Here is a 24929-nt window from a genome sequence, read left to right on the forward strand (position 1 = left end):
ACGATCCGTGCCCGGCCTCACTCCCGGCGCCTCGTCACCGCCCGCGCGACGAGGAAGGCGACCAGTCCGCCGATCAGCGCGACGGCGAACGCCGACCCGGGATCGGTGGGGACGACGAGGATGAACAGCAGCAGGGCGGTCACCGCCGCGGCGACCGCGGCGGCCGGCACCCTCCTGGGAGGGACCGGGGCAGGGGTCGCCGGGGAGGCCGGGGTGGGCGCGGGCGGGGTGGGAGCCGTGGCGGACCCGGTCGTCGGTGCCCCGCCGACGGGGCCGGGCGACGCCGACACGCCGGTGAACAGCGGGCCGTCCTCGTCCGCCGCGGCCCACCCCTGGGACGTCCCGCTGCCCGGCGGTGGCACGCGCGGGGGCGGAGTCCACCACTCGTCCCGCGCGCCGCCGGGCGACAGCCGGAAGACGGGTGGCGGAGGCGGTTCCGCCCGGCCCCCGCCGACGACCCGTTCGCGGTCGAGCAACGCCTCCAGGGGACCGTCGGCGTCCCAGTCCGGAGCACAGCACCACCGCAGCCGCCCGACGACGTGGGCCACCTCCGGGTCCTCGATGCTGCGGAGCAGGTGCCAGGCCGCCGTCCCGTCGACGCGCGCGAAGTCGTCGGAGGACAGCAGGAGGTTCTCGCCGGTGTGCAGGGTGCGCCAGGCGTCCGGGCGGCGCGACAGCGCGAGCAGGCTCGTGTACACGACCAGGCCCGGGAACGTGTCCATCCAGCGACCCCAGGTGCGGCCGGTGCGCTGGTAGTTCGGCTGGCCGGTCTCCGCCGGGGCGGGCCAGCCGGCGAACGGCGTGATCCAGGATCCGTCGAAGTCCACCAGGCGCAGGGTCGACGACGGCTGGACGAGGACGTTGCCGTGCTGCAGGTCGCCGTGCGCGAAGTCGGCCTCCTGCAGGCGACGCAGCTGCTCGCGCCACCTGCCGGCCAGGGCGTGCAGCGCCCCGACGTCGCCGTTCCGGGCGAGGTCGCCGACGTGCACCTCCAGGGTGCGGCCCTCTATCCACTCCATCTGGACCATGGGCCAGGTCCGCCCTCCGACCTCCACGGCGTCGTCGATCCAGTGCACGCCGGCGACGCAGTCGAGCAGCCCGTGCTCGGCGAAGTGGCGGGCGAGGGCCCCGTAGCGCAGACCGTCCGACGCGTCCTCCCTGATGAAGAAGCGCAACGCCTGGTCCACGCCGTCCACCGTCGCCTTGAACACCACCGCCGCGTTGCCCGAGGCCGGTGAGGGGATCCCCCACACCGGGTGCAGGGCGAACACCGCCCGGCGCAGCGAGGGCGTCCGGAAGGCGTTCTCCGGGTCCTGCACCGCAGCGACGTAGTCCTCGATCGTGGGGTGGGAGCTCATCGGCAGATCACCAGCACTCCGGCTTCGGCAGGGGTGACGTGCGCCCGCAGCAGCGTCACGTCGTCGTTTCTCACGTCGTCGGCTCCGCGCAGCCGGTCGACCAGGTCCCGGAAGACCTGCGGGTGGTCGATCGAGGTGAGTTCCCGCCACCGCGCGTCCCCGTCCCGCGAGGCCCGCACCACCCACTCGGCGAGGGCGTCCGTCGCGAGCAGGAGGTGGTCACCGACCTGCAGTGCGCCGTCCTGCGTCCGGAGGGCGCTGCGCATCCGGGTGCGCTGCGTGGGCTGGGTGGACACCCCCTCCGGCGTCACGCCGAAGTCCTCGACGCCGAGGCCGGGGAACTGGGCGACGATCCGTCCGTCCCGCTCCTGGAACAGCACCGCATCACCGATCGCGGCGGCCACCCAGCGCGGGTCGGGGCCACCGAGGCCGCGCAGCTCGCACCCGAGGAAGGTCGCGAAGGAGCCGGACTCGTGGAACTTGTGCTCCTCGAAGACGCTGGCGAACGCGCGGGGAGCGCCGGCCCAGAGCTGCTGCTGCCGCCCGAACCACGCGTCGAGGCCGGCCGGGTCCAGCGTGGGGGCCCGGCCGTCGGGCGCGAGGAACGAGTCGACGAGCTGCCCCGCCCAGTGGATCGCGTCGTAGGCCTCGGTGGCGCCGTCGACCACCACGAGCCGGGCGGGCCGGCCGGTGCGGGGGTCCCCGGGGTCGTACCCGGTGCAGTCCTCCCACTCCGAGTCCGCCGAGCCGGCCTTGGCGACGGCGAAGGCGACGAGTTCGACCGCCGTGGCGCCGTCAGCCATCGCGCACCTCGTACCGGGTGCCGATCTCGAGGAACTTCACCAGCATCGCGAGGTCGGCGTTGAAGACGAACCCCCGGGCGCCCGGCTCGAGCTCGATGCGCTCCGCCCGGGCGTTGCGGACCATCGTCTCGGGCAGCTCGCTGCTGATCGCGAACAGTTCCGGGGCCGGCTCGGGGAGGTCCCGGACGCGCGCGGGGAAGGCCGTGATCGGCGCCGGGCTGGCGGAGAGGAAGACGTTGAGCAGGACCGTCTGCCCGAGGTCGGTCCGGATCGACGTCAGGCGCGCCGCCCAGCCCGCGAGGTCGACGCCCTGGTACGGGCTGTCGGTGACCAGCCCGTCGGTCATGTTGATGACGATGGGCGGCAGGGACCGCGGGAACGCGCGCGCCCACTCGGCGACGTGCGACCCGGCGAGGGCCATCGCGGCACACATCGGCGTGCGGAAGCCGTGAGCCGGCTCGTACCAGACGGGCATGCGGGAACGCCGGGGCATCACGTCCGCGGACGGGTCCGACCGGACGTCGATCGGGCTGTCGGCCAGCTCGGGCAACGGCACGATGGCCCGCTGTGCGAGCGCTCCCGGGAGCGCGGACTCGACGCCCTCGAGACCCGTCCGCGGGCACAGCCCGTAGCCGTAGACGCCGATGTAGAAGTACGGGCGCAGGGGCTTGCCCGCCTCCTTCGTGGACTTGACGCACAGCTGGAAGAGGACCTTGTTGATGGCCCGGGCTGCGCCCTGCGCCAGGGTCAGGCCCTCGGCGCCCGCCCACGGCTGTCCCATGGAGTCCGACCGGTCGACCAGCAGGACGATGCAGCCCGGTGTCTGGCGGGAGAACACCGGGGCCTGGTTGTACGAGGGGTGCGTGTTGTACGAGGGGTTCACGGGGACCTCCTGCGGGGGACCGGACCGGGGCCGAGCCCGCGCTCGACCTCCGGCGGGCGGACGACGGTCGCCGGCCACGGTGACCCGCGGCTCCACTGCCACGTGTGCGCGCACCGGCGACAGGTGAAGGCGAACACCGCGGCCTGCCGGCGCAGGTCGACGCCGAAGTCGCCGCAGCCGGGGCACTGGACGACCCGGCGGACCGCGCCGGCGGCGCGTGCGGCGCCGGGGACGGGGTGGGTCTCGTAGGCGGGGGGCGACACCGTCCTCGCCGGGGCCGGCTCCGGTGGCGTGAACACCGGCAGCCCGCTCGGCAGGGCCGGGGCGGGTCCCGGTCGTGCGTGCTCCCTCCCCGTCGGGTCGTACCGCCTGTCGGACAGGGGGGCAGACGCGGCAGGGAGCGCCGGGAAGGGACCGACCGGTCGTGGCACGGGCCGGGCTGGGCTGCCGCCCCGTCGGCCGGGGGCACCGCGGTCGGACACCAGCGCTGCGGAGGCCAGCACGCTGAGAACCGTCACCAGCAGGACGAGCAGCAGGAGCAGTCTCGGCCGGGCGAGGTCTCCGTCGAGCACCCGGAGCGCGACGACGGCGGTCAGGCCGCCGGCCAGGCTGGCGCCGGCGACGCGCAGCAGCAGGAGCCAGTCCGCGGCCGTCCGGCCCCCCGTGGTGCTCACGACGGCACCAGCACGAGCTCGAGGGACTGCCCGCGGGTGGCGGTCCGGCAGTGGATCGGCCCGACCGCGGACTCCCAGTCGTCGCCCCTGACCTCGAAGCCCTCGAGCACCTGGACGCACAAGTGCACCTGGTCCTCGCCGTCGTGCCACACCCTCGGGTGCAGTTCGGCGAGGTCCTCGTCGTCCTCCCCGGCAGGGCCCACCACCAGCAGCGACGTCAGGTCGTAGGAGCGCGACGCGGCGGTCGCCGGCGTGTCGGTGCCCGCGGACGTCCGTGACGGCTCGTCGCCCGTCGGCGACGCCGATCCGCCGGGGGAGGTCGGCCCAGCCGGGGACGTCGGTCCGCTGGAGGACTGCGGGGTCCCGCTCGCGGGACGGGGCTGCCCACCCATGGGCGATGACAGGAACTGGCCGAGCGCGAGCACCACGGCGAACGCCAGCCCGAAGGCGACGACCGGTGCGGCGACGAGCCGCTTGCTGGTGGCCATGGGGGTGTCAGCCTCGGGCGTAGTCGACGGCGGCGAGCACGACGATCCCCACCACGGCCGCGACCAGGGTGAGCGCCACCGCCGCCCACACCATCGCGGTGTGAGAGGCGCTGCGGGCCCCGTCGAGGTCGTGGGCGGCGACGCGGCGGCCGACCGTGGCCGAGAAGCGGAGGGCGACCGCCGCGGTCACGGCGGAGACGACGAAGGGCACGACGAAGTAGGTCCCCACGACGACGGTGGCGAGGGCACCGAAGCCGACGGACAGCAGCAACCCGGTGATCCCCAGGGCGCGACGGGTCGGAGGCGCCGTGAGGACGGGGCCGCCGGCCACGGTCGTGGTCGTTCCAGCCGGTCCACCTCGCGCGGTGCCGCCCAGGGGCTGGCCGTGGCCGCCGGGGTCGGCGGGTGCGTCGTGTTCCCCGGGCCGGGTGTGTCCACCAGGCGCATCCGTGGCCGCCGTCTTCGGGGACGGCTGCTCGGCGTGCGAGACCCCGGGGAAGGTGGGCGGCGGGTCGTCCGTCCCGCCGCCCGGTGCGGACTCCCGAGCCTGCCGGGCGGCGGTCCCCGTGCGCAGCTGGCCGAAGACCTCCTCGGTCCGGCGGGTGAAGACGTCCTCCGCCGTCTCGGCCGGGTCGGGTGCGGCGGTGCGGTGGGTCCCAGGTCCCCAGCGGTGGGCGTTGATCTCGGTCACCCGGGTCAGGAAGAGGTCCTCGGGATCCGGACCGCTCCCCGGGTCCGCGTTCAACGGCCGGGCCGCCTCGGACGCGCCGGGCGCCCCGGGCGCCGGACCCGGGCCGGGAGGAGGTTCGGGGCCCGGTCGCGTCCCCGCACCCTCCTGCGCCCCGTGGTCGGGTGCGGGCGCCGGCTCCTCGGCCGACGGGGCTGGGGGATCAGCGTCGGGATGGGGACCTGGTGCCTGCTCGGTCCCCGTGATCAGCGCGGTCTCCTCCTCCACCAGGCGGAGGGCCTCGAGCGTGGCCTGGATCTCGAGGCCTGCCGCCTTCGTCCGCCAGGGCTTGTCGAACAGGAGGCGCAGGATGGCCACGATGTCCTGCCGCACCGACTGCTCGGTCTCCTCGGCGAGTGACCTCCGCAGTTCGGTGATGACGTCCAGCTGGGCCGGTGGGAGCAGCGGACCGGCCTCGATCTGGTGGGTGATCTGGCGGAGGTAGGCGAACGGGATGGGCGGCTCCGGGGGGAGCTGCACCGGCAGGGGTGGGCACCGCTCGGCGGAGCGGTCGGCCGCGGCCAGCACCTCGAACGCCGTCACGGCGTCGTCGACGAGGAACTGCACGAACTGCCTCGTGGCGAGCGGGTTGGCGTGCGGTGTGCTCACCGGCCCCACGAGCACCGGGAGGATCGGCCGGTCGAGCTTCTCCGCGTAGTCCAGTTCCGACAGGCACGCCCGCGACTCGAGGGACCTGTCCGACAGCGCGAACACGAAGACGCTGCACGAGCGGATGCGGTCGAGGATCGTGGGCCACCAGATGTCGCCGCCGTCGAGGTCGTGGTCGTACCAGATCTCCCGCCGGGCGGCCTCGAACGCCCGGGCCATCGTCTTGACGACGTCCTCGTCCCCTCGCGCATAACTCAGGAAGATCGTCATCTGCCCGACCGCCTCGAGCTCCGGTCGTGGACCCCGGCAGTCCGCCGCCTCTGCTCGTGCGGTGGAGCGTCGGGACGGGCCGGGTGATACGCACCGCCGGCACGGACGGCGGTGGGCTCCCTGACCACCCGGTCGGGGAGGGCGCCCCGCCCGGCGCGGCGGTGGGACGTGGCGACCCCCGGCTGCGGGGTGGCGCGCACCGTCCGGGTGGGGCGGGGCACGGCCGCCGCGCGACCCGTGGAGCCTGACCCCGCCATGCCTGACTCCGCCATGTCCGTCCCCTCCCACGCCGCTCCGGCGGACATCGGTGCACGCGGCGGTGAGCCCACCGGTCACCTGCCGATGCCGCGATGGGACCCGACGCCGCATCACGAGACCGTCACCGCCGCGTCACCACCACCCTCGGCGGGGCGACCTCTCGGGTCGGAGGAGGCAGGCACCGGGGGGCCACCGCACCGGGGACGCCGTGCAGGGACGCCTGCGGGGGACGCCGTCCGCCGCCGTGACGAGCAGGTGACGGCCCGGTGATGGCGGCTGCCGACCCTCGTGCCCGGGTCCGCCGTCCGGCCCCGATCCCGCCGGCGGCCGACCACCGACACACCGATCTCCTCGAGAGGGAGCAGCATGCGCACCTACACCGTCCTGCGGGACCTGACCGACGCCAACACGGGCGAGCCCTTCGGGGGAGCGGCGACGCTGGGCACGCCGGACCTCGGCTCCGTGGGGCTGCGGGTCGACGTCGAGCGGCTGGACAAGTCCGACGTCCGGTCGCTCAGCCGCGACCCGGAGGTGCGGGCCATCGCACCGGTCATGCCGACGACGCTCATCCACCCCGTCGGCGAGCCGGAGGACGGGCCCACCGAGGCCGCCGGGACGGCCTGGGGCGTGACCGCCGTCGGCGCGGACCGGTCCGCGCGCACCGGGGCGGGAGTGGTCGTGGCCGTCCTCGACACGGGCATCGACGCGGCACACCCGGCCTTCACCGGCGTGACGTTGACCCAGATGGACTTCTCGGGATCCGGCAACGGCGACAAGCAGGGGCACGGGACGCACTGCGCCGGCACCGTCCTCGGCCGCGACGTGGACGGCACCCGGATCGGCGTCGCCCCGGGCATCGAGCACGCACTCATCGGCAAGGTGCTCGGCGACAACGGCGGCGGCGACTCGGAGATGATCTTCCGCGGCATCCAGTGGGCGCTGGACAACCACGCCCAGGTCATCTCCATGTCCCTGGGCTTCGACTTCCCCGGCCTGGTGAAGGACCTCGTCGGCCGGGGCTGGCCGGCGGACCTGGCCACCTCCGTCGCGCTGGAGGCCTACCGCGCCAACCTGCGCATGTTCGACGCGCTCATGGGCGTGGCCCGGGGCAGGGAGCCGTTCGGCGGCGGGTGCGTGCTCGTCGCGGCCGCGGGCAACGAGAGCCGCCGCGACGTCGACCCCGACTACGAGATCGCCGTGTCCATCCCCGCCGCGGCCGACGGCGTGGTGTCCGTCGGCGCCCTGGGCGAGAGCGCCGGCGGCCTGCGGGTGGCGCCCTTCTCCAACACCTTCCCGCAGGTCAGCGGTCCGGGTGTCGCAGTCCTGTCGGCCAAGCTCGGCGGCGGCCTGACCGCCCTGAGCGGCACGAGCATGGCCACGCCGCACGTGGCGGGCGTGGCCGCGCTGTGGTGGGAGGAGCTGACCCGGTCCGACGTCCCGCTGTCGGCCCGCGCGACCCTCGCCAAGGTCCTGGCCACCGCGACGACCGCCGGCCTGGCTGCGGACGCCGACCCGGCCGACCGCGGCCTGGGCCTCGTCCAGGCTCCCTGACCCACCCGGGGAGACGCCACCACCCGGGTCCGGGAACGGACTCGCCCCGGGGACCCCGCCCGCCGGGGCCCCGGGGCGACCGGGTCGCGCTCAGTGCCGCGGGCGCCGCCCGATCTTCGACCCCAGCCAGGTGAGCGGGTCGTACCTGCGGTCCGCCACCCGCTCCTTGAGCGGGATGATGCCGTTGTCGGTGAGGTGGATGCCCTCCGGGCACACCTCGGTGCAGCACTTGGTGATGTTGCAGTAGCCGAGCCCGAAGTCGTCCTGGGCAGCACCTCGCCGGTCCCGGGAGTCCAGCGGGTGCATGTCGAGCTCGGCCAGCCGGATGAGGAAGCGGGGTCCGGCGAAGACCTCCTTGTTGTCCTCGTGGTCACGGATGACGTGGCAGGTGTCCTGGCAGAGGAAGCACTCGATGCACTTGCGGAACTCCTGCGACCGCTCGACGTCGACCTGCTGCATCCGGTGGTTGCCGTCCTCGTCCCGCGGTCGCGGCGTGAACGCCGGGATCTGTGCGGCCTTCGCGTAGTTGAAGGACACGTCGGTGACCAGGTCGCGGATGACGGGGAACGTCCGCATCGGGGTGACCGTCACCGTCTCGTCCTCGCCGAACGTGCTCATCCGCGTCATGCACATCAGCCGCGGGCGCCCGTTGATCTCCGCGCTGCAGGACCCGCACTTGCCGGCCTTGCAGTTCCAGCGGACGGCGAGGTCCCCGGCCTGGGTGGCCTGCAGCCGGTGGATGACGTCGAGCACCACCTCGCCCTCGTTGACCGCCACGGTGAAGGTCTGCAGGTCGCCCCCGCCGGCGTCCCCGCGCCAGACCCGGAACGTGGCGTCGTACGTCATGCCGGGACCTCCTCGAAGATCTCGGCCAGCTCCTGTGGCATCTGCGGGAGCGGTTGTCGGGTCAGCGCCACCGAGCCGTCAGGCGCGCGTGAGCAGACGAGGTTCGTCCGGGCCCACTCGGCGTCGGTGGCCGGGAAGTCGTCGCGGGTGTGCCCGCCCCGGCTCTCCTCCCGCTCGAGGGCCGCGCGGGCGATGCACTCGCTGACGACCAGCATGTGCGGCAGGTCGAGCGCCAGGTGCCAGCCGGGGTTGTACTGCCGGTGGCCCTCGACCGACAGCCTCGCCACCCGCTCCTTGAGCGCGGCGATCCGCTCGAGGGCCTGCTCCATCTCCGGCGCGGTGCGGATGATGCCGACGAGGTCGTGCATCGTCTGCTGCAGGTCGTGCTGCACGGTGTAGGGGTTCTCGCCGCCCTCCCGCTCGAACGGCGCCAGCGCCGCCCGCCCGGCGTCGGCCAGCGCGTCGTCGTCCAGGGCGATCCGGCCCGTGCGCTCCCGGGCGTGCTCCGCGGCGGCCAGCCCCGCCCGCCGTCCGAACACCAGCAGGTCGGACAGGGAGTTGCCGCCGAGCCGGTTGGACCCGTGCATGCCGCCGGCGACCTCACCCGCCGCGAACAGGCCCGGGACGCGGGCCGCCTCGGTGTCGGGGTCGACCTCCACCCCGCCCATCACGTAGTGGCAGGTGGGCCCGACCTCCATCGCCTCGGCCGTGATGTCGACCTCGGCCAGCTCCCGGAACTGGTGGTACATCGAGGGCAGCCGCTTGCGGATGTACTCCGCCGAGCGGCGCGAGGCGATGTCGAGGAAGACGCCACCGTGCGGGGTGCCGCGCCCGGCCTTCACCTCGCTGTTGATCGCGCGGGCGACCTCGTCGCGGGGCAGCAGCTCGGGCGGACGCCGGTTGTTCCTCTTGTCGTCGTACCAGCGATCGGCTTCCTCCTCGGTCTCCGCGGTCTCCTTGCGGAAGAAGTCGGGGATGTAGTCGAACATGAAGCGGTTGCCCGCGGAGTTCCTCAGGACGCCGCCGTCGCCGCGCACGCTCTCCGTCACGAGGATCCCGCGCACCGACGGCGGCCACACCATCCCGGTCGGGTGGAACTGCACGAACTCCATGTTCACGAGCGTGGCGCCGGCCTGGAGGGCGAGGGAGTGCCCGTCGCCGGTGTACTCCCAGGAGTTCGAGGTGACCTTGTAGGACTTGCCGATGCCGCCGGTCGCCAGCACGACCGACGGCGCCTGCCAGGCCACGAAGCGCCCGGACTCGCGCCAGTACCCGAAGGCGCCCGTGATCCCGTCGGCGTCGGTGAGCAGCCGGGTGACCGTGCACTCCATGTACACGTCGACGCCGAGGGCCACGGTGCGCTGCTGCAGCGTCCGGATCAGCTCGAGGCCGGTGCGGTCGCCGACGTGGGCGAGGCGGGCGTAGCGGTGTCCGCCGAAGTCACGCTGGCTGATCAGGCCGTCCGGGGTGCGGTCGAACAGGGCGCCCCAGTCCTCCAGCTCGCGGACCCGGTCCGGCGCCTCCTGGGCGTGCAGCTGCGCCATCCGCCAGTGGTTGAGCATCTTCCCGCCGCGCATGGTGTCGCGGAAGTGCACCCGCCAGTTGTCCTCGGGGTAGAGGTTGGCCATCGCCGCCGCGATGCCGCCCTCCGCCATGACCGTGTGCGCCTTGCCGAGCAGGGACTTGCACACCACGGCGGTGCGCGCCCCCGACTCGTGGGCCTCGATCGCCGCCCGCAGCCCGGCACCGCCCGCGCCGACGACGACGACGTCGTACTCGTGCCTCTCGAGATCCATCAGAAGAACCTCAGATCGGAGATGGTGTCGGTGGCGAGCAGCAGCACGTAGAAGTCGGCGAACGCGACGCCGAAGAGCGACACCCACGCGTACCTCATGTGGTGGGCGTTCAGCCGCGACGCGAGCGTCCAGAACCGGTAGCGCAGCGGGTGGCGGGAGAAGGAGTTGAGCCGGCCGCCGACGATGTGCCGGCAGGAGTGGCACGACAGCGAGTACAGCCACAGCAGGGCCGCGTTGGCCAGGAGCACCAGCGTGCCCAGACCCATGTGGCCCCAGGCGCCGGTCTCGTCGCGGAAGGCGAGGACGGCGTCGTAGGTGAGGACGACGTTGAAGACCAGGCCCAGGTAGAAGAAGTAGCGGTGCAGGTTCTGCCCGAGCAGCGGCAGCCGTGTCTCACCGGTGTACCGCCGGTGCGGCTCGGCGACCGCACACGCCGGGGGCGAGAGCCAGAACGAGCGGTAGTAGGCCTTCCGGTAGTAGTAGCAGGTCAGCCGGAAGCCGAGCGGCACGACGAGGATGTAGATCGCCGGGGAGATGAAGGCCGGCCCGGTGAACAGCTCCGGGAAGGTGTCGCCCTCGCACGCCGTCGTGATGCACGGCGAGTAGAACGGCGAGATGTAGGGCTCGGCGAAGTAGTGCGCGTCCTGGAACGCCCGGAACGCCGAGTAGACGATGAAGGCCACCAGCGCCACGACGGTCAGCAGTGGCTGGACCCACCAGCGGTCGGTGCGCAGCGTCCGAGCGCCGATGGCCGCACGGCCCGAGGTGTCCGTCCCCGTCCGGCGTCCGGGAGCGGCCGCCCCGGCTCCGCGTGGCGCGGTGGTGGTCACCGCCGCGTGCGGCCCGACCCGCCCAACCCGTCGTCGTCGCCGTCGCCGTAGACGGCCGCGAAGGGCTCGTGCGGTGTGCGGGAGTGTGCGCCGCACAGCAGGTTGAGGTCGTCGCGCAGCCGCCCGACGTCGACCCGCAGCCGGCGCGCGTCGATGGTGTCGCCGAAGTGCCTCGTCACCGGTCCGCACGCCTGCTCGAGGGCATCGACCGCCTCGCGGGCCGCCGCTACGTCCTGTTCCAGGGACATCGCTGCCTCCAGATAGCCACTGACGCCGCCGGGACGGCGAGAAGCGAAGTCGACCACGGACGTGGGGCTGAGGAAAGGGGCTCGGTCCCGGTGTCTGCGGCCGTCCCGGGAGGTTGGGTCAGCCGGGCCGGCCGGGCGGGCGGACACCGGGGGAGGGCGGGGCCGGGGGCCGACGGGGGGCGCCGGGCGCACGACGGGCGGATCCGATCGCCCGGGTGCGTGTCGGCCGCGCCCGGGCCGGGCATGTCCGGCTCGCCCCGATCGTCGATCACCGGCACCGCCGGGGGACACGGAGGTCCGGCCATGCAGTACGAGCCACGTCCGGGAGAGGACGACGTCGAGCGAGACGACGCGCAGGCGCTGTCACGTGCCACGGGTGGCGGTCCCGGCGAGGGGCCGGACGCGGACGGCACGACGGGGACGGGTGACTCCGAGACCTTCGTGGGGCGCGTGGCCGGCCAGGACGTCGGCTACGCGGAGGAGACGGGCGCGGAACGACGGGCGGCCGCGCAGGAGGACTGAACGACCCCCGGTCCCGCCGGCGCCGTCGGGCCGAGGAGACGGATCCGCTCCGACGAGGTCGTCAGACGTCGCTGGACGCCGGGGGAGCCTGGCTCGGCCGGGCGTCCTTGACGAACACGATCCCGTCGGTGCGGGCCACGTGGGCCGGGTCGAGCGGGGCGTACCCGAACCACGGGGACACCCGGGGGGCGGGCCGCACGTCGGCGAGCACGGTGGCCAGCCGGCGGGCGTCGAGGAGGCAACGCTCCTGCGGGAGCGCGTACAGGAGCCCCTCGAGGGTGTCCGGGGGCGGGGCGTCGACACCCTGGTGGCCGATCGTGCCGAGGGCCGTGGCCAGGAAGGCGTACTCCGCTCCCAGTCGGGCGCTGACGATCGCGCCGGCGCTCCACCACTGCACCGGCAGGCCGCCCATCCGCATCGAGCTCTCGTCCCGCTGTAGGTGGGCGTTGTGGGCGTGCACCAGCGTCGGACCCCGTTCGGCGAGGGCGAGCAGGGTGGCGGCCATCATCGAGTCCCGCACGCCGAGCAACCTCGCCAGGCGGCCCGGGGACGAGTCGGCCATCCAGGAGTGGTAGCGCAGCAGGCCGGTGGCGGTGCGCCCGTACGCGCGTGCCCGGTCCCGCTCCTCGCGCGACGAGGAGGCGACCAGGCCGGGCGCCTGCTCGTCGAGCAGCGCCACCAGGTCGTCGGCGATCAGCCGCAGCCGCCCGGCCTCCGGCGTCCGGCCCACGGACCGGGACGGGTCCCGCATGGCGGCGGGCTCGGTCCACCGGTCGTCGGCGCCGAGCAGGCGGTCGAGCGTCTCGGCGGTGCAGGGGAGCAGGTCGGCGTCCACCCGGGCGGCGAGGTGGGCGTGCAGTGCGGTGAGCGCCTGCCGCGGGCTCGCGGCGCCGGTGATCTCCAGCGGGCCGTCGAAGCCGGCGAAGCGCACCCGCTCCGACTCGGGCCGGCCCTCGTTGTACGTGCGCATCCAGCGAACCAGCTCCCGGTTGCCCGGGAGCGCGCCCCACCCGTGGCTGAAGCCGCGCGCCACGACGTCGTCGAGCGTGCCGGTGCCGGAGGTGACGTGCTCGTCCACGACCAGGCCCGCCAGGCAGTCGCTCTCGACCGCGATGGTCCGGTAGCCCTCCTGCTCGACGAGGTGCCGGAAGAGGTCGTTGCGCAGCTCGAGCAGGACCTCCTCGCCGTGGGTCGGCTCGCCCAGGGCGAGCAGCCGCGGCCTGGTCGGGAGCAACCCCATGAGGGCAGCAGCGTCGACGACGGAGGCGGCCTCCGTGATCCCAGCAGTCATGACCTCGACGGTATCGTTGAACCTGCGGTGAAGACTTCGCAGTGGAAAAGGCGGGACAGTGCCGCGAGACCTTCAAGGCGGCCGACAGCTCAGGCCGGTCGACCTGGCCCGAGCGCACGGCCTGTCCACGCAGGCGGTGAGGAACTACGAGGCGGCCGGCATCCTCCCGGCGGCTGACCGGAGCCCGCACGGCTACCGGACCTACACGCCGCGGCACGCGCAGGCCCTGCGCGCGTTCCTCGCCCTCGTGGCCGGACACGGCCACCGGACGGCCACGGCGATCATGCAGGCGGTCAACCGGGACGCCACCGAGGACGCGCTCCGGCTCGTCGACGAGAGCCACGCCCAGCTGCTCGACGACCGCCGCACCCTCCAGGCCGTCGAAGCCGCGCTCCGCGACCTCGAGCCGGTACCGCAGGAACGCGGCGAGGTGTTCGTCGGCCCCCTGGCGAGGAGGCTCGGCGTCCGCCCGGCCACGCTGCGCAAGTGGGAACGCGCCGGCCTGCTCCAGCCGCGTCGGGACCCGCAGACGGGCTACCGGGTCTACACCGCGGCCGACGTGCGCGACGCCCTGCTCGCCCACCAGCTCAGACGGGGCGGCCACCTGCTGGAGCAGGTCGCCCCCGTGATCGCCCAGGTCCGATCCGCCGGGGGCGTCGCACCGCTGGAGTCCCTGCTCCGCGACTGGCGGGCCCGCCTCTCGGCCAGGAGCCGCGCCATGCTCGGTGGCGCCGCCGCACTGGATGCCTACCTCGACTGCCGACCGGGCCCGTCCGGGGACGAGCCGGGCACCTGCGCCGGCGCGTCGACCACCGGCACGCCGGCGACGTCGTCGGGACGAGCCCGGGCACGGCACGACCCCGGGGCCTAGAGGTACTCCGACCTCCGGAGCCAGGTGAAGGCCACCCAACCGGGGAGCACCGGGAGCCAGAACGTCGCGATGCGGTACAGGAAGACGGCCGGGACGGCGATCGTGTGGTCCATCCCGGCGGCGACCAGACCCGCGATGACGGCCGCCTCCAGCGCGCCGAGGCCGCCGGGCGTGGGGGCAGCGGCCGCGACGGCGGCGCCGGCGAGGTAGACCGCGCCGACGGTCGCGAAGCCCAGGGCACCGTCCAGGGCGCGCGTGGAGAGGTAGAGGGAGACGAGGTAGCCGAGCGTGACCAGGGCGGAGCCGCCGAGCAGCAGCGCGAGCTTCCCGGGGCTGCGGAGGGCACGGGCGACGCCGCCGACCGACCGGCGCAGCAGGGGGACCGCCCTGCTGACGACGAGCCGGCGGACGGTCGGGACGGCGAGCGCGGCGGCGGTCAGGGTGAGCACTGCCAGGGCGCCCCAGACGACGACCTCCGGGTTCGGCAACCGGATGGAGCCGAGCACCGACTCGCCGGCCCAGACGGCGAACACCAGCAGCAGGACGACGTGGACGACGAAGCCACTCACGAAGCCGAGCCCGACGCCCGAGGTGGCCACCGCCAGGTCGACGCCGCTCTTCTGCAGGTAGCGGACGTTCAGGGCCATCCCACCGAGGCCGGCCGGCGCCAGCTTCGTGGCGAACGAGGAGGCGAGCTGGGCGACGAACGTGGGCAGCAGGCGCAGCCGGGCGGGAACGGCGCCCACGATGCACAGGGTCGCGCCCACGTAGGTCAGCGCCGACGTCGCCAGGATGAGCGGCGACCAGGCCCAGTCGGCCTCCCGGACGCGGTCGACCATGCCGGGCACGTCACCGAGCTGGGGCAGGAGGAGGTAGGTCACGACGACCAGCACGACGATCGTCAGGAGCGTCCTGGGGCTGATGCGCTCCAGGGCCTCCAGCCTCGGCTCGGGGACCCCGCACCGGGTCGACACCGCAGCGCGGAGCTGCGCGACCAGGTCCTCGCGCCCCTTCAGCGCGTCCCTGGTGGCGCCGCTGAACGTGTTGGGCTGCAGTCGGGGCAGGGAGGCGGCCACCGCCTGGGGTCCGAGCTCGGCGATCGCGGCGTCGACGACGGGGTCGACACCGACCTGCAGTGCCAGCGCGACGAGGAGCTGGGCGACGTCGGCGTCCAGGAGTGCGTCTCCCGCGGCGACCTCGCTGAAGCCGAAGTCGATGAGCCAGGGAGAGCCCGCGCGGTCGAGGAGGACGTTGGCCCGGCGCAGGTCGCGGTGGGCGACGCGGTGCCGGCGCAGGACGGCCACCTGCTGCCAGATGCCGTGCAGCACCGGCGCCGTGATCGCCCCGTCGGGCACCCGGTCGAGGGTGGTGCCGTCGACGAGGTCGTGGGACAGCAGGAAGGAGTCCTTCCCGACCGGGGCGATGGCCCGCAGCCGCGGGGTCCGCGCGCCGACGTCCCGGACCAGGAGCGACACCAGCGCCTCGTGCTCGACGGTGCGGCGCAGCGAGGAGAACGGGCGCTCGTCCCCGACGTTCTTCAGCCGGAGGAACCGGTAGGCGCGGAACAGCAGGTCCGCGGCGCGGTTCTCGGCGCCGACGACCTTGGCGAACACCCGGCTGCCGTCGTCCAGTGTCGCGACGTAGGGGACGGAGCCACGGGCGTCGACCGCTGCCGGCTCCAGGCCGACCGGTGTGAGGCCGCCGCCGGTCAGTGCGGCGGCGACAGCGGCTCGCGTCGGCCGGCTGTCGGGACGGCCGAGCAGCAGGAGCGTGCCGGAACCCGCGGCGGCGCCGAGGACGAGCGCCGCCGCCAGGGTCGCCGGGTAGGCGATCGGCACCAGCAGCCGCAGCGACGTGACCAGCGCCAGCAGCAGGGACCCCGCGCGCCGCCACCGGCGGGACACGAACGGCGCGAGGACCACGAACGAGGCCGCGGCCACGGCGAGGCCGTCCACCGTGAGCGTGCTGTCGACCCCGCCGCGCCGGTCGACCTCCCGCACGAGGACGTCCGTGTCCCTCCCCCGGTCGAGGGACCACGCCACCCCTCGCAGCAGCACCGTCACGAGGACGCCGCTGACGAGCAGGTGACCGAACAGCCGGTAGCGCCGCGTCAGCAGGGGCGTGACCCACGCCGCGGTGATCGACGCGATCACCAGCAGGGTCGACACCCCGGCCAGGATCCGGCCCACGGCCGGGGTCGTGAACGACGACCGCTCGAGGAGGTCCTCGTCCAGCGACAGGACGGCGTCGCGCGACCACTGGGCGAGGACGACCAGCAGGAGGGCGGCGAGCGTGGAGACGACGGTGCGGAGGGCGTCGCTGGGGGAGCGGACGTAGCCGGTGATCTCCTCCTGGGAGTGGTCACCCGGCTGCGGAGCGGCCGCGCCGTCCGCCGTGGCGGTCGTGGTCGGCTCGGTCGCCGCGGCGCCGGACGCGGCCGGGGAGCGGTCACCCGGAGGCGCTGCTCGCACCGTCTCCTCCATGCGGGTCGCCCTCCTCAGGGCCCGGACCTCTCCGGCGACGGGTGGAGCGCGTCCCCGGTGGCCGGAGCCGACCGCGCCCGGACGGTCGGGTGCGCGACCCGACCCACGGACCCCACCACCCCGGGTGCCTCGCTGGGCTGCGCGGGGCGGGAGACCCCGGCAGCGAGGAGGACGTCATCGGCGCCGGCGACCGTCGGCCACCGCCGGAGGAGCTCCGCCTCGTCCGTCGGCCCGCTGCTCGGCCACGCCCCGAGGAGGGGACGAGTGTGGCACCCCGCCGCCGGTCGTGGGACCGACGCGGACGCACGAGGACGTCGGCCACGCCGCTGGGTCCGGGCGGCGACCCCGCCGGCGCCCGGGGGAGCGGGAGTCCCCCGCCGGGACCCCCGCCGGGAGCCACGCCTGTTCGGGCGATCGGTGCGGTCGGTCAGGTGTCCTCGCGCCGGTGCGACGCGGTGCTGCCACCCAGCGGCGGGTTGGCCACCACCGGGTGGTCGCCGGTGGAGCCGACCCGCTCGCGGGCCACGGCGGGCACCCAGGGCCGACATGTTGAGCACGATCTCGAAGGCCTGGCCGGGGTTGAACGCGTTCAGCGCGACGCCGAACAGCGTGACGAGGGCGGTCAGCAGGATGCCGCCGTAGGGCACGCCGTTGCCCGACATCCGCCGGTGAACCGGGGGGCGCTGCCGTTCATCGACATCGAGCGCGGGAGTGCAGGTCAGGGAGTAGACGTCGGTGGCGGGCGTGAGCCGGTGCGCCCGCAGGACCTCGGGCGAGGCGTACGGGACCGAGCCCGCGACGCGGCCGCGCGGAGCCAGGGGAGCGGCCTCGTCGAGGAACTGGGCGATCCCGAAGTCGCCCAGGGCCGCGTCGACGGGGTCGGCGGTCCGCAGCAGCACGTTGGCGGGCTTGACGTCCCGGTGGACGACGTCGAGGCGGTGGGCGTGGTCGAGCGCCTGGGCCACCTGCGTCAGCACGGCGAGGACGCGGGGCAGGTCGGGCTCGCCGTCGTCGGGAGGGCCAGGTCGGTGGCGGTGCCGGCCTCCAGCAGGTCCATCGTCAGCCACAGCGCACCTGCCCGGCCCGGTGCTGCCGGGAGCGTCCCGTGCTCGTGCACCGGGACGACGTGCGGGTGGGCGAGCGTCCGGGCGAGCTCGAACTCCCGGACGAAGCGCCGGGCCGCCTCGGCGCGGCCGGGGCGGGGAGGACCTTCAGCGCGACCTCGGGACCGGTCGTCACGTCCCGCGCCCGGTGGACGGTGCTCAGCCGGCCCCGCCCGAGCACCGCCCCGACCTCGAGCCCGGCGACGTGCGCGCCCGGACCCACGGTCGTGCCCGGCGCCCGGTCGGCGATCCGTGGCTCCTCCACCCGACGCATCCACTCGTCGGTCGACGTCGGACAGCCGTGCCGTTCCCGCCGGCGTCAGGCGGTGCCGTCCGCCTCGGCGGAGTCGACGGCCGCGTCGCGGCTGGGGAAGGGCCCTGCGGTGCGGCCGTCGGCGCGGCAGGTCCACCGGTAGCCCTCGGGGACCTCCTCGATGAGGTAGCCGTCGGGGTCGGCCGGGCCGTGGCCCGGGAGTTCGCGGGGGTCGGTCATGCGAGCACCAGGTTCCTGAAGCGGACCCCTGCGGACGCGCTGCCGAGGTGGACGACGGGCACGGGTCGGTGGGTGGCGTCCGGAACGGTCACGGTCACGCCGTCGGTGTCCGCGCGGGCGAACAGGAGGCTCGAGGGGGTGACGCGGACCCGGAGCGGGACGTAGGCGCCCGCCCGCAGCACCGGTCCCCCCGTCGAGGACGCCAGCGTGGTGGCCACCCCCTCGGTCACCCGACGGACCTCGAGGTCGCCGTCTGCCCGCAGGAGGAGGAGGTAGCCGTGGGCGCCGGGCGACGGGCGGGACGGCCGGTACGGGTGGTCGTCGGTGCTCAGGAGGACCCACCCGCAGCTCGAGCGGCTGTCGGCGCGGACCTCGTCCACGCGGATGTCCAGGTGCAGGGTGAACGCCGCCGGGTCCGGCGGTGCCAGGAAGCCCATGAGCGTGGAGGTGGCGGCGTCGGAGGCGTCGCAGCCCCACGAGGAGTCGTCCGGGTGGAACCGGCCGCGGCCGGTGTCGGGCAGCATCCCGGGCAGCCAGACCTGCCGGGCGAACAGGTCCGACGTGCGCCGCCCCGCGTCCCCCGCGACGTAAACCGGGTCGTCGGAGAAGACCGCGTCCACGCCGTCGGCGAGGAGGGCGTCGCGCTGGTGCCGTCGGTTGACCGTGTGGCAGGCCACCTCGATCCCGGCCGCGTGCGCCCGCGTGCAGACCGCCTCGGTGACGCTGCCCGCCTCCGGGCCGATCCAGCCGATGCCCTCGGCGGCGGCCCGGGCGACGTCGGTGCTGCCCAGCCAGACGACGTCCCACCCCCGGGAGCGCGCCAGCCGGCAGTCGGCGAGCGCGTAGGACTGCAGCAGCACCGACGCCGGGCTGATGCCGCGCCGGTCGAGCGCGTCGATCATCGGGCCCATCGCGTCGCGGCTCTTGGCCTCGGCGCAGAGGAGGACGCGGTTGCCGAACTCGGTGAGCACTTCCTCGAACAGCGGGGGGCGCAGCCCGTCGGGCCAGCCTCCGCCGAGGGTGACCGAGGCGTCGATGTCCAGCTGCTTCCAGGACACCGACGTGTGGTCGGCGACGTTGCCGGTGGAGGTCGTCGTGCGGTCCACGGTCCCGTCGTGCATGACCCCGAGGCCGCCGTCGGCGAGCACGGACACGTCCTGCTCGATGACCGGCAGGCCCTGGCCCACCGCGACCCGGTAGCCCTCCAGCGTGTGCTCGGGGACCTGCAGGGCCCCGCCGCGGTGGGCGATCACGAACGGCCGGCCCAGGTCGGCGAAGGCGACCGCTGCCCCCGGGGTCGGCGTCCGGGCCGGTGCCCCGCCGCGGTGGGCGGTCACCCGCCGGCCCGGGACGGCCCGCGCGGCACCGGGCGGACCGGGCCGGTCAGCCGCGACGGGCGTCCTCGACGACCTCGAACCACTCCGTCCGGCTCGGCTCCTCCTCGAGCCGCTCGAGCGTCGACCGCTGCTCGAGGAACGCGGGGTCGTGGTGCCAGGCCTCCCAGTCCTCCCGGCTCTGCCAGGTGCCGACGAGGACCCGGCTGCGGGGTTCCTCCGTCGGGGTGAGCAGTTGTCCCGAGACCCAGCCCGGCCGGTCGCGCGCCGACTCGAACCGGGCCCGTACCGCCGCGTCCCATTCGTCCTCCCCGCCCGGCCGCAGCCGGGTGGTCGTCACCACGGTCATCATCGACAGCTCCCACGCCGGCCGGTCACCTGATGAGCCAGTCTCGCCCGTCCGCCGTCCCCCTGCACTGCCCGGCAGGATGCCGTCCCATGGCGACCAACCCCCGGATCGGCCCGGTCGAGCGGGCCACCGGCCGCACGTGGGACGACTGGCTGCGGTTCATGGACCACATCGGCGCCGAGCGCCTCGACCACCGGGCGATCGCCCTGCGGGTGTACCAGGAACTGGACGGCACCCTCGAGCAGGTCGGCTGGTGGGCCCAGTCGGTGACGGTGGCCTACGAGCAGCACATCGGCCGCCGGATCCCGGGGCAGCGGCCGGACGGGACCTTCCAGACCAGCGTGAGCCGGGCGACGGGGCTCGGCACGGCCGAGCTCATGGAGCGGTGGCAGGAGTTCGCCGGCCGGGACGAGACCGTACAGGGGGTCGTCGACGACGCCGGCCTGCGGATCAGCGGTACCGACCGGCGGATCACCTGGCGGACGAGGGCCCGGGACGGCTCCTCCGTCGTCGTCACCAGTGAGCCGAAGCGGAACGGGACGGCGACGCTGGTCGTGACCCAGATCGGCCTGGCGACCCTCGAGCGCAACGAGCAGGCGAGGGAGCGGTGGGTGTCGGTCGTCGCCCGCTTCCTGGCCGACGCCCGGGCGCCCTGACCCGGGGCACGTCGTCCAGAGGACGACCGGGCACGTCGGAGGGCGCGGACACGACGGACCGGGCACTGTGGTCCCCGGACGGCGATGGTCGATCATCGGACCACCGCACGGCCGGCGAGCGTGCCGCCCCGTCGACCGACTGCCGGCGACCCGGGGACCACCTCGTGCGGCCGGTCGCCCCGCTCACGAGGAGGACGTCGTTGGACCGGCCCCGAGCCCTGCTGCTGGAGAACATCGACCCGGTGGCGGCCGACCTCCTCCGCTCGGCCGGCTACGAGACCGAGTCGCTGCGCGGAGCCCTGGACGAGGCGGACCTCGTCGCCGCCCTGGACGGCGTCGACCTGCTGGGCATCCGGTCGAAGACCCTGGTGACCGCGGAGGTGCTGCGCCGCAGTCCCGGCCTGGCGGCGGTCGGCGCCTTCTGCATCGGCACCAACCAGATCGACCTCGCCGCCGCCGCCGCGGCCGGCGTCGCGGTGTTCAACGCCCCCTACTCCAACACCCGCAGCGTCGTGGAGATGGCGATCGCGGAGATCATCTGCCTGGCCCGGCGGCTGGTCGACCGGGACCGCGCGCTGCACGCCGGGACCTGGGACAAGTCCGCGGCCGGCAGTCACGAGATACGCGGGCGGACGCTGGGCATCGTCGGCTACGGCAACATCGGCAGCCAGCTGTCCGTGCTGGCCGAGGCACTGGGCATGCGGGTGCTGTTCTACGACCTGGAGGACAAGCTCGCGCTGGGCAACGCGCAGGCCTGCGGCAGCCTCGAGGAGCTGCTCGAGCGCTCGGAGACGGTGACCCTGCACGTCGACGGACGGGCCGGCAACGCCGGGCTCTTCGGCCGCGAGCAGTTCGCCCGCATGCCGCGGCGCAGCCTGTTCCTCAACCTGTCCCGGGGTTTCGTCGTCGACCACGAGGCGCTGCGCGACCACGTGCTGAGCGGCCACGTCGCGGGCGCGGCCGTCGACGTGTTCCCCGACGAGCCGAGGGAGCAGGGGGACGAGTTCGCCTCCGTGCTGCGGGGGCTGCCGAACGTCATCCTCACGCCGCACGTCGGGGGCTCGACCCAGGAGGCCCAGCACGACATCGGGCGGTTCGTGGCCGGCAAGCTCGTCGACTTCACCAGCTCCGGGACGACGACGCTGAGCGTCAACCTGCCCACGGTGGCCCTGCACGGGTCCTCGGCGGCCCGCTTCGCGTTGCTGCACCGCAACGTGCCCGGCGTCCTCGCGCGCGCCGATGCGCTGGTCGGCGAGCACGGCCTCAACGTGGACGGCCAGGTGCTCGCCACCCGCGGCGAGCTGGGGTACGCGGTGACCGACGTCAGCGCGACGCCGCCCCCGGAGCTGCTGGCCGCGCTGGGGGAGCTCCCGGAGACGGTCCGCCTGACGCTGCTGCCGTGCTCGGCCGGCTGACCGCGGGGGAGAGTGGTCCTCGATGACGACCAGCGAGGTCGACCTGCGGGAGCGGTGGTCGGCCGGGCAGCCGTGCCACGGTCTGTGGAGCCTGCTGCCCGGTGCGGTGACCGGCGAGGTCCTGGCCCGCACCGGCGCGGACTTCGTGGTCGTCGACCTGCAGCACGGCGCCACGGCCGAGGCCGAGCTGCCGGGCACCGCGGCGGCGATCACCGCGGCGGGCTCGGTGCCGCTCGTGCGGACGCGCAGCCCGTCCTTCGCCGACGTCGGGCGCCCGCTCGACCTGGGCGCCCGCGGCGTGATCGTGCCCAACGTGCGCGACGCCGACCACGCCCGGGAGGTCGTCACCGCCTGCCGCTACGCCCCGGCCGGGAGCCGGTCGATCGGGCGGCTCTCCGGCGGGGCCGAGCAGCCGCTGGTGGTCGTGATGGTGGAGGCCGCGACCGCGCTCGCCGACCTCGACGCCGTCCTCGCCGTCGAGGGGCTGGACGGGGTCTACGTCGGTCCCGGCGACCTCTCGCTGTCCCTGGAGCTGACCGGCGCGGACCGCCGGGCCGAGCTGCGCGGCGTCCTCTCCTCGATCGTCGCCCGGGCCGGCGCGGCCGGGATGCCGGTCGGTGTGCACGCCTACACCGGCGAGGAGGCCGCCGGCTACGCCGCCGAGGGCGCGACGATCGTCACGGTCGCCGTCGACGCCGTGTCCCTGGGTGAGGTCGTGGCGCACCACCTCGCCGTCGCCCGCGGCCGGTCGGGGCAGGACGGGACCTGACCGGCCGGGTCCGGGCGCGGTGGCCGCGCGCGAAACGGCCGGACGGACCACCATCACTCTGACGGCACACGGGTGCCGACCGATCGAGAGGACGTCACGTGGCGGGTGGACTCGTAGCACTGTTCGACGACGTGGCGTTGCTGGCGCGCGCAGCAGCCGCCTCCATCGACGACGTCGGGGCCGCGGCCGGCCGGGCCGGCGTGAAGGCCGCCGGCGTCGTCGTCGACGACACGGCCGTCACGCCGCAGTACGTGCGCGGCCTGTCCGCCGACCGCGAGCTGCCGATCATCCGGCGCATCGCGATCGGGTCGCTGCGCAACAAGCTGCTCGTCATCCTGCCCGCGATCCTGCTGCTCAGTCAGTTCCTGCCCTGGCTGCTCACCCCGATCCTCATGATCGGCGGCGCCTACCTCTGCTACGAGGGCGCGGAGAAGGTGTGGCACCGGCTGAGCGGCCACCACGACGACCACGCTGCGGGCGAGGAGGCGATGCCGGACGAGAAGACCATCGTGTCCGGAGCCGTCCGCACCGACTTCATCCTGTCGGCGGAGATCATGGTGATCTCGCTGAACGAGGTGGCCAGCGAGCGGTTCTGGTCCCGGGCGATCATCCTCGCGGTCGTCGGGCTGCTCATCACCATCCTGGTGTACGGCGTCGTCGCGCTCATCGTGAAGATGGACGACGCCGGGCTGCGGCTGTCCCAGTCGTCGAAGAAGGGCGTGGCCGCGTTCGGCCGTGGACTGGTCAAGGGCATGCCGCGGCTGCTGACCGCCCTCACCGTGGTCGGGACCGCCGCGATGCTGTGGGTCGGCGGGCACATCCTGCTGGTCGGCAGTGACGAGCTCGGCCTGCACGCCGTGTACGGCGTCGTGCACCACCTGGAGGAGCTGGCGCACGAGGCCACCGGAGCCCTCGGCGGGGTCGTGGGGTGGCTGGTGAACACGTTCGCCAGCGCGCTCGTCGGGCTCGCCGTCGGCGCGCTGATCGTGCTCGTCGTGAACCTCACGGTGCACCGGCGCAAGGCCCACGCCGCGGGCGGGACCGGGTCGCACTAGCCGGCCCGGCACGCGGTGGTGGACGGCGTGCACCTCCCGCAGGACGAGGGCCGGTGAGCACGTTCGACCTCGCCGTCCCGCGGCGGGTGCTGTTCGGCCCGGGCCGCGCGGACGAGCTCGCGGGGCTGCTGCCCGCCCTGGGCCGCAGGGTCGTGCTGTGCACGGGGAGGGACCCGTCGCGCCACCGCTCCCTCCTGGGCGGGGTCGACCCGGTCGCCGTCGTGGCCGTCGCGCACGAGCCGACGGTGGACGAGGTGCGGGCGGCGACCGACACGGCGCGGGCGGCCGGCGCCGACGTCGTCGTCGCGATCGGCGGCGGCAGCGTCCTGGACCTCGGCAAGGCGGTCGCGGTCCTGCTCGGCAACGGCACGGATCCGCTGGACCACCTGGAGGTCGTCGGCCGCGGTGTGCCCGTCGAGCGGCCGGCCGTGCCGTGCGTCGCGGTGCCCACGACGGCGGGCACCGGTGCGGAGGCGACCGCCAACGCCGTGCTCGGCTCACCGGAGCACGGCATCAAGGCCAGCATCCGCAGCCCGCACCTGCTGGCGGCGGTCGCGCTGGTGGACCCGCTGCTCACCCTGACCTGCCCGCCCGCGGTGACGGCGAGCAGCGGTCTCGACGCCCTGACCCAGTGCCTGGAACCGTACGTCTCGCCCCGGGCCAACCCGGCGACCGACGCCGTCGCGGCCGAGGGGCTGCGGCGTGGTGCGCGGGCGCTGCGGCCCGCCTACGAGCACGGCGACGACCGCGTCGCCCGCGAGGAGATGGCGCTGTGCAGCCTGTTCGGCGGCATCGCGCTGGCCAACGCGAAGCTCGGGGCGGTGCACGGCGTCGCCGGCGTCGTCGGCGGGATGGTCGACGCTCCGCACGGCGCGGTGTGCGCGGCGCTGCTGGCGCCGGTGGTCGAGGCGAACCTCCGGGCGCTGCGCGAGCGCGAGCCGGCCTCGCCGGGGCTGCGCCGCTACGCCGACGTCGCCCGGCTGCTGACCGGACGAGAGGACGCCACCGTCGAGGACGCGCCGGTCTGGCTGCGCGAGACGGTCGCCGCGCTCGACGTGCCGTCCCTGGCGGCGGTGGGCCTGCAGCCGGCGCAGTACGCCGAGGTCGCCGGGAAGGCCGCGCGCTCCAGCAGCATGCAGGGCAACCCGGTGCGGCTCACCGAGGAGGAGCTCGTGGCGGTGCTGCACGCGGCATCGTGACCGCGGTGACGCCCGAGCGCGCCGGGCACGAGCGGGCACGAGCGGCCC

At 74.7% G+C, this 24929-nt stretch carries 24 protein-coding genes; 8 read left to right on the forward strand and 16 right to left on the reverse strand.

What is annotated here, in order from left to right; all coding sequences use genetic code 11:
• Positions 1 to 17: 17 nt before the first annotated feature.
• From ABQ292_RS01130 to ABQ292_RS01155, 6 genes are read right to left on the reverse strand one after another with little or no spacing between them, the layout of a single operon-like run.
• Complete coding sequence (locus ABQ292_RS01130; protein ID WP_369202369.1) at positions 18 to 1358, reverse strand: hypothetical protein; 1341 nt, start codon at positions 1356 to 1358, stop codon at positions 18 to 20.
• The gene (locus ABQ292_RS01135) at positions 1355 to 2161 is read right to left on the reverse strand and encodes a hypothetical protein (RefSeq protein WP_369202371.1); all 807 of its coding nucleotides are present in this window, start codon (positions 2159 to 2161) and stop codon (positions 1355 to 1357) included. Before ABQ292_RS01135 ends, ABQ292_RS01130 begins: the two co-directional genes overlap by 4 nt.
• A complete protein-coding gene (locus tag ABQ292_RS01140; RefSeq protein ID WP_369202373.1) occupies positions 2154 to 3044 on the reverse strand; it encodes a hypothetical protein in 891 nt (296 codons plus the stop codon). The genes ABQ292_RS01135 and ABQ292_RS01140 overlap by 8 nt, the downstream gene beginning before the upstream one ends.
• Positions 3041 to 3718 (reverse strand): hypothetical protein, encoded by a 678-nt coding sequence (locus ABQ292_RS01145; RefSeq protein WP_369202375.1) that lies wholly within the window; start codon positions 3716 to 3718, stop codon positions 3041 to 3043. Before ABQ292_RS01145 ends, ABQ292_RS01140 begins: the two co-directional genes overlap by 4 nt.
• The gene (locus tag ABQ292_RS01150; protein WP_369202377.1) at positions 3715 to 4206 is read right to left on the reverse strand and encodes a hypothetical protein; all 492 of its coding nucleotides are present in this window, start codon (positions 4204 to 4206) and stop codon (positions 3715 to 3717) included. The genes ABQ292_RS01145 and ABQ292_RS01150 overlap by 4 nt, the downstream gene beginning before the upstream one ends.
• Positions 4207 to 4213: 7 nt before the next feature.
• Positions 4214 to 5812 carry a toll/interleukin-1 receptor domain-containing protein gene (locus ABQ292_RS01155; protein ID WP_369202379.1) on the reverse strand — a complete coding sequence of 533 codons (1599 nt, stop codon included), beginning with the start codon at positions 5810 to 5812 and terminating at the stop codon, positions 4214 to 4216.
• A gap of 624 nt (positions 5813 to 6436) precedes the next feature.
• On the opposite strand from ABQ292_RS01155, the gene ABQ292_RS01160 reads away from it, so the two are divergent.
• The gene (locus ABQ292_RS01160; protein ID WP_369202381.1) at positions 6437 to 7621 is read left to right on the forward strand and encodes a S8 family peptidase; all 1185 of its coding nucleotides are present in this window, start codon (positions 6437 to 6439) and stop codon (positions 7619 to 7621) included.
• A 90-nt stretch (positions 7622 to 7711) separates the two neighbouring features.
• Here the strand turns inward: ABQ292_RS01160 and ABQ292_RS01165 are convergent, their stop codons facing one another.
• From ABQ292_RS01165 to ABQ292_RS01180, 4 genes are read right to left on the reverse strand one after another with little or no spacing between them, the layout of a single operon-like run.
• Positions 7712 to 8467: a succinate dehydrogenase/fumarate reductase iron-sulfur subunit gene (locus ABQ292_RS01165; RefSeq protein ID WP_369202383.1), complete on the reverse strand. Its 756-nt coding sequence runs from the start codon at positions 8465 to 8467 to the stop codon at positions 7712 to 7714.
• On the reverse strand, positions 8464 to 10263 hold the full coding sequence (locus ABQ292_RS01170) for a fumarate reductase/succinate dehydrogenase flavoprotein subunit (protein ID WP_369202385.1): 1800 nt from the start codon (positions 10261 to 10263) through the stop codon (positions 8464 to 8466). Before ABQ292_RS01170 ends, ABQ292_RS01165 begins: the two co-directional genes overlap by 4 nt.
• Positions 10263 to 11093, reverse strand: coding sequence for a succinate dehydrogenase subunit SdhC (sdhC, locus tag ABQ292_RS01175; protein ID WP_369202387.1), 831 nt, complete (start codon positions 11091 to 11093; stop codon positions 10263 to 10265). The genes ABQ292_RS01170 and sdhC overlap by 1 nt, the downstream gene beginning before the upstream one ends.
• Complete coding sequence (locus tag ABQ292_RS01180) at positions 11090 to 11341, reverse strand: Rv0250c family protein (RefSeq protein WP_369202389.1); 252 nt, start codon at positions 11339 to 11341, stop codon at positions 11090 to 11092. The genes sdhC and ABQ292_RS01180 overlap by 4 nt, the downstream gene beginning before the upstream one ends.
• Before the next feature lie 303 nt (positions 11342 to 11644).
• Between ABQ292_RS01180 and ABQ292_RS01185 the strand changes: the two genes are divergently transcribed.
• Entirely contained in the window at positions 11645 to 11863 is a 219-nt protein-coding gene (locus tag ABQ292_RS01185) for a hypothetical protein (RefSeq protein ID WP_369202391.1), read from the forward strand.
• Positions 11864 to 11924: 61 nt separating this feature from the next.
• Here the strand turns inward: ABQ292_RS01185 and ABQ292_RS01190 are convergent, their stop codons facing one another.
• Positions 11925 to 13154, reverse strand: a complete 1230-nt coding sequence (locus tag ABQ292_RS01190) for an erythromycin esterase family protein (RefSeq protein ID WP_369202393.1) — start codon at positions 13152 to 13154, stop codon at positions 11925 to 11927.
• A 58-nt stretch (positions 13155 to 13212) separates the two neighbouring features.
• On the opposite strand from ABQ292_RS01190, the gene ABQ292_RS01195 reads away from it, so the two are divergent.
• A complete protein-coding gene (locus tag ABQ292_RS01195) occupies positions 13213 to 14025 on the forward strand; it encodes a TioE family transcriptional regulator (protein ID WP_369202395.1) in 813 nt (270 codons plus the stop codon).
• Here ABQ292_RS01195 and ABQ292_RS01200 read toward each other — a convergent pair.
• The 5 genes from ABQ292_RS01200 to ABQ292_RS01220 all read right to left on the reverse strand — a co-directional run bounded on the left by ABQ292_RS01200 (position 14022) and on the right by ABQ292_RS01220 (position 19790).
• A complete protein-coding gene (locus ABQ292_RS01200) occupies positions 14022 to 16508 on the reverse strand; it encodes a lysylphosphatidylglycerol synthase domain-containing protein (RefSeq protein ID WP_369202397.1) in 2487 nt (828 codons plus the stop codon). The two genes, ABQ292_RS01195 and ABQ292_RS01200, sit on opposite strands and share 4 nt — an antisense overlap.
• Positions 16509 to 16522: 14 nt before the next feature.
• On the reverse strand, positions 16523 to 17575 hold the full coding sequence (locus ABQ292_RS01205) for a protein kinase domain-containing protein (protein ID WP_369202399.1): 1053 nt from the start codon (positions 17573 to 17575) through the stop codon (positions 16523 to 16525).
• Between the two features lie 355 nt (positions 17576 to 17930).
• Complete coding sequence (locus tag ABQ292_RS01210) at positions 17931 to 18104, reverse strand: hypothetical protein (protein ID WP_369202401.1); 174 nt, start codon at positions 18102 to 18104, stop codon at positions 17931 to 17933.
• Positions 18101 to 19441: a glycerophosphodiester phosphodiesterase gene (locus tag ABQ292_RS01215; RefSeq protein ID WP_369202403.1), complete on the reverse strand. Its 1341-nt coding sequence runs from the start codon at positions 19439 to 19441 to the stop codon at positions 18101 to 18103. Before ABQ292_RS01215 ends, ABQ292_RS01210 begins: the two co-directional genes overlap by 4 nt.
• A gap of 46 nt (positions 19442 to 19487) precedes the next feature.
• Positions 19488 to 19790, reverse strand: a complete 303-nt coding sequence (locus ABQ292_RS01220; RefSeq protein ID WP_369202405.1) for an antibiotic biosynthesis monooxygenase family protein — start codon at positions 19788 to 19790, stop codon at positions 19488 to 19490.
• Positions 19791 to 19876: 86 nt separating this feature from the next.
• Here ABQ292_RS01220 and ABQ292_RS01225 point away from each other — a divergent pair, with 86 nt between their 5' ends.
• From ABQ292_RS01225 to ABQ292_RS01245, 5 genes are all read left to right on the forward strand, one after another.
• Positions 19877 to 20443: a hypothetical protein gene (locus ABQ292_RS01225; RefSeq protein WP_369202407.1), complete on the forward strand. Its 567-nt coding sequence runs from the start codon at positions 19877 to 19879 to the stop codon at positions 20441 to 20443.
• Positions 20444 to 20643: 200 nt separating this feature from the next.
• Positions 20644 to 21858, forward strand: a complete 1215-nt coding sequence (serA, locus tag ABQ292_RS01230) for a phosphoglycerate dehydrogenase (RefSeq protein ID WP_369202409.1) — start codon at positions 20644 to 20646, stop codon at positions 21856 to 21858.
• Between the two features lie 22 nt (positions 21859 to 21880).
• On the forward strand, positions 21881 to 22627 hold the full coding sequence (locus ABQ292_RS01235; protein WP_369202411.1) for an HpcH/HpaI aldolase family protein: 747 nt from the start codon (positions 21881 to 21883) through the stop codon (positions 22625 to 22627).
• A gap of 98 nt (positions 22628 to 22725) precedes the next feature.
• Positions 22726 to 23682 (forward strand): DUF808 domain-containing protein, encoded by a 957-nt coding sequence (locus ABQ292_RS01240; protein ID WP_369202413.1) that lies wholly within the window; start codon positions 22726 to 22728, stop codon positions 23680 to 23682.
• A 53-nt stretch (positions 23683 to 23735) separates the two neighbouring features.
• The gene (locus ABQ292_RS01245) at positions 23736 to 24881 is read left to right on the forward strand and encodes an iron-containing alcohol dehydrogenase (protein ID WP_369202415.1); all 1146 of its coding nucleotides are present in this window, start codon (positions 23736 to 23738) and stop codon (positions 24879 to 24881) included.
• Positions 24882 to 24929: the final 48 nt, after the last annotated feature.

Origin of the sequence: Geodermatophilus maliterrae (genome assembly GCF_041018925.1) — a bacterium.
GTDB classification, from domain to species: Bacteria; Actinomycetota; Actinomycetes; order Mycobacteriales; family Geodermatophilaceae; genus Geodermatophilus; species Geodermatophilus maliterrae.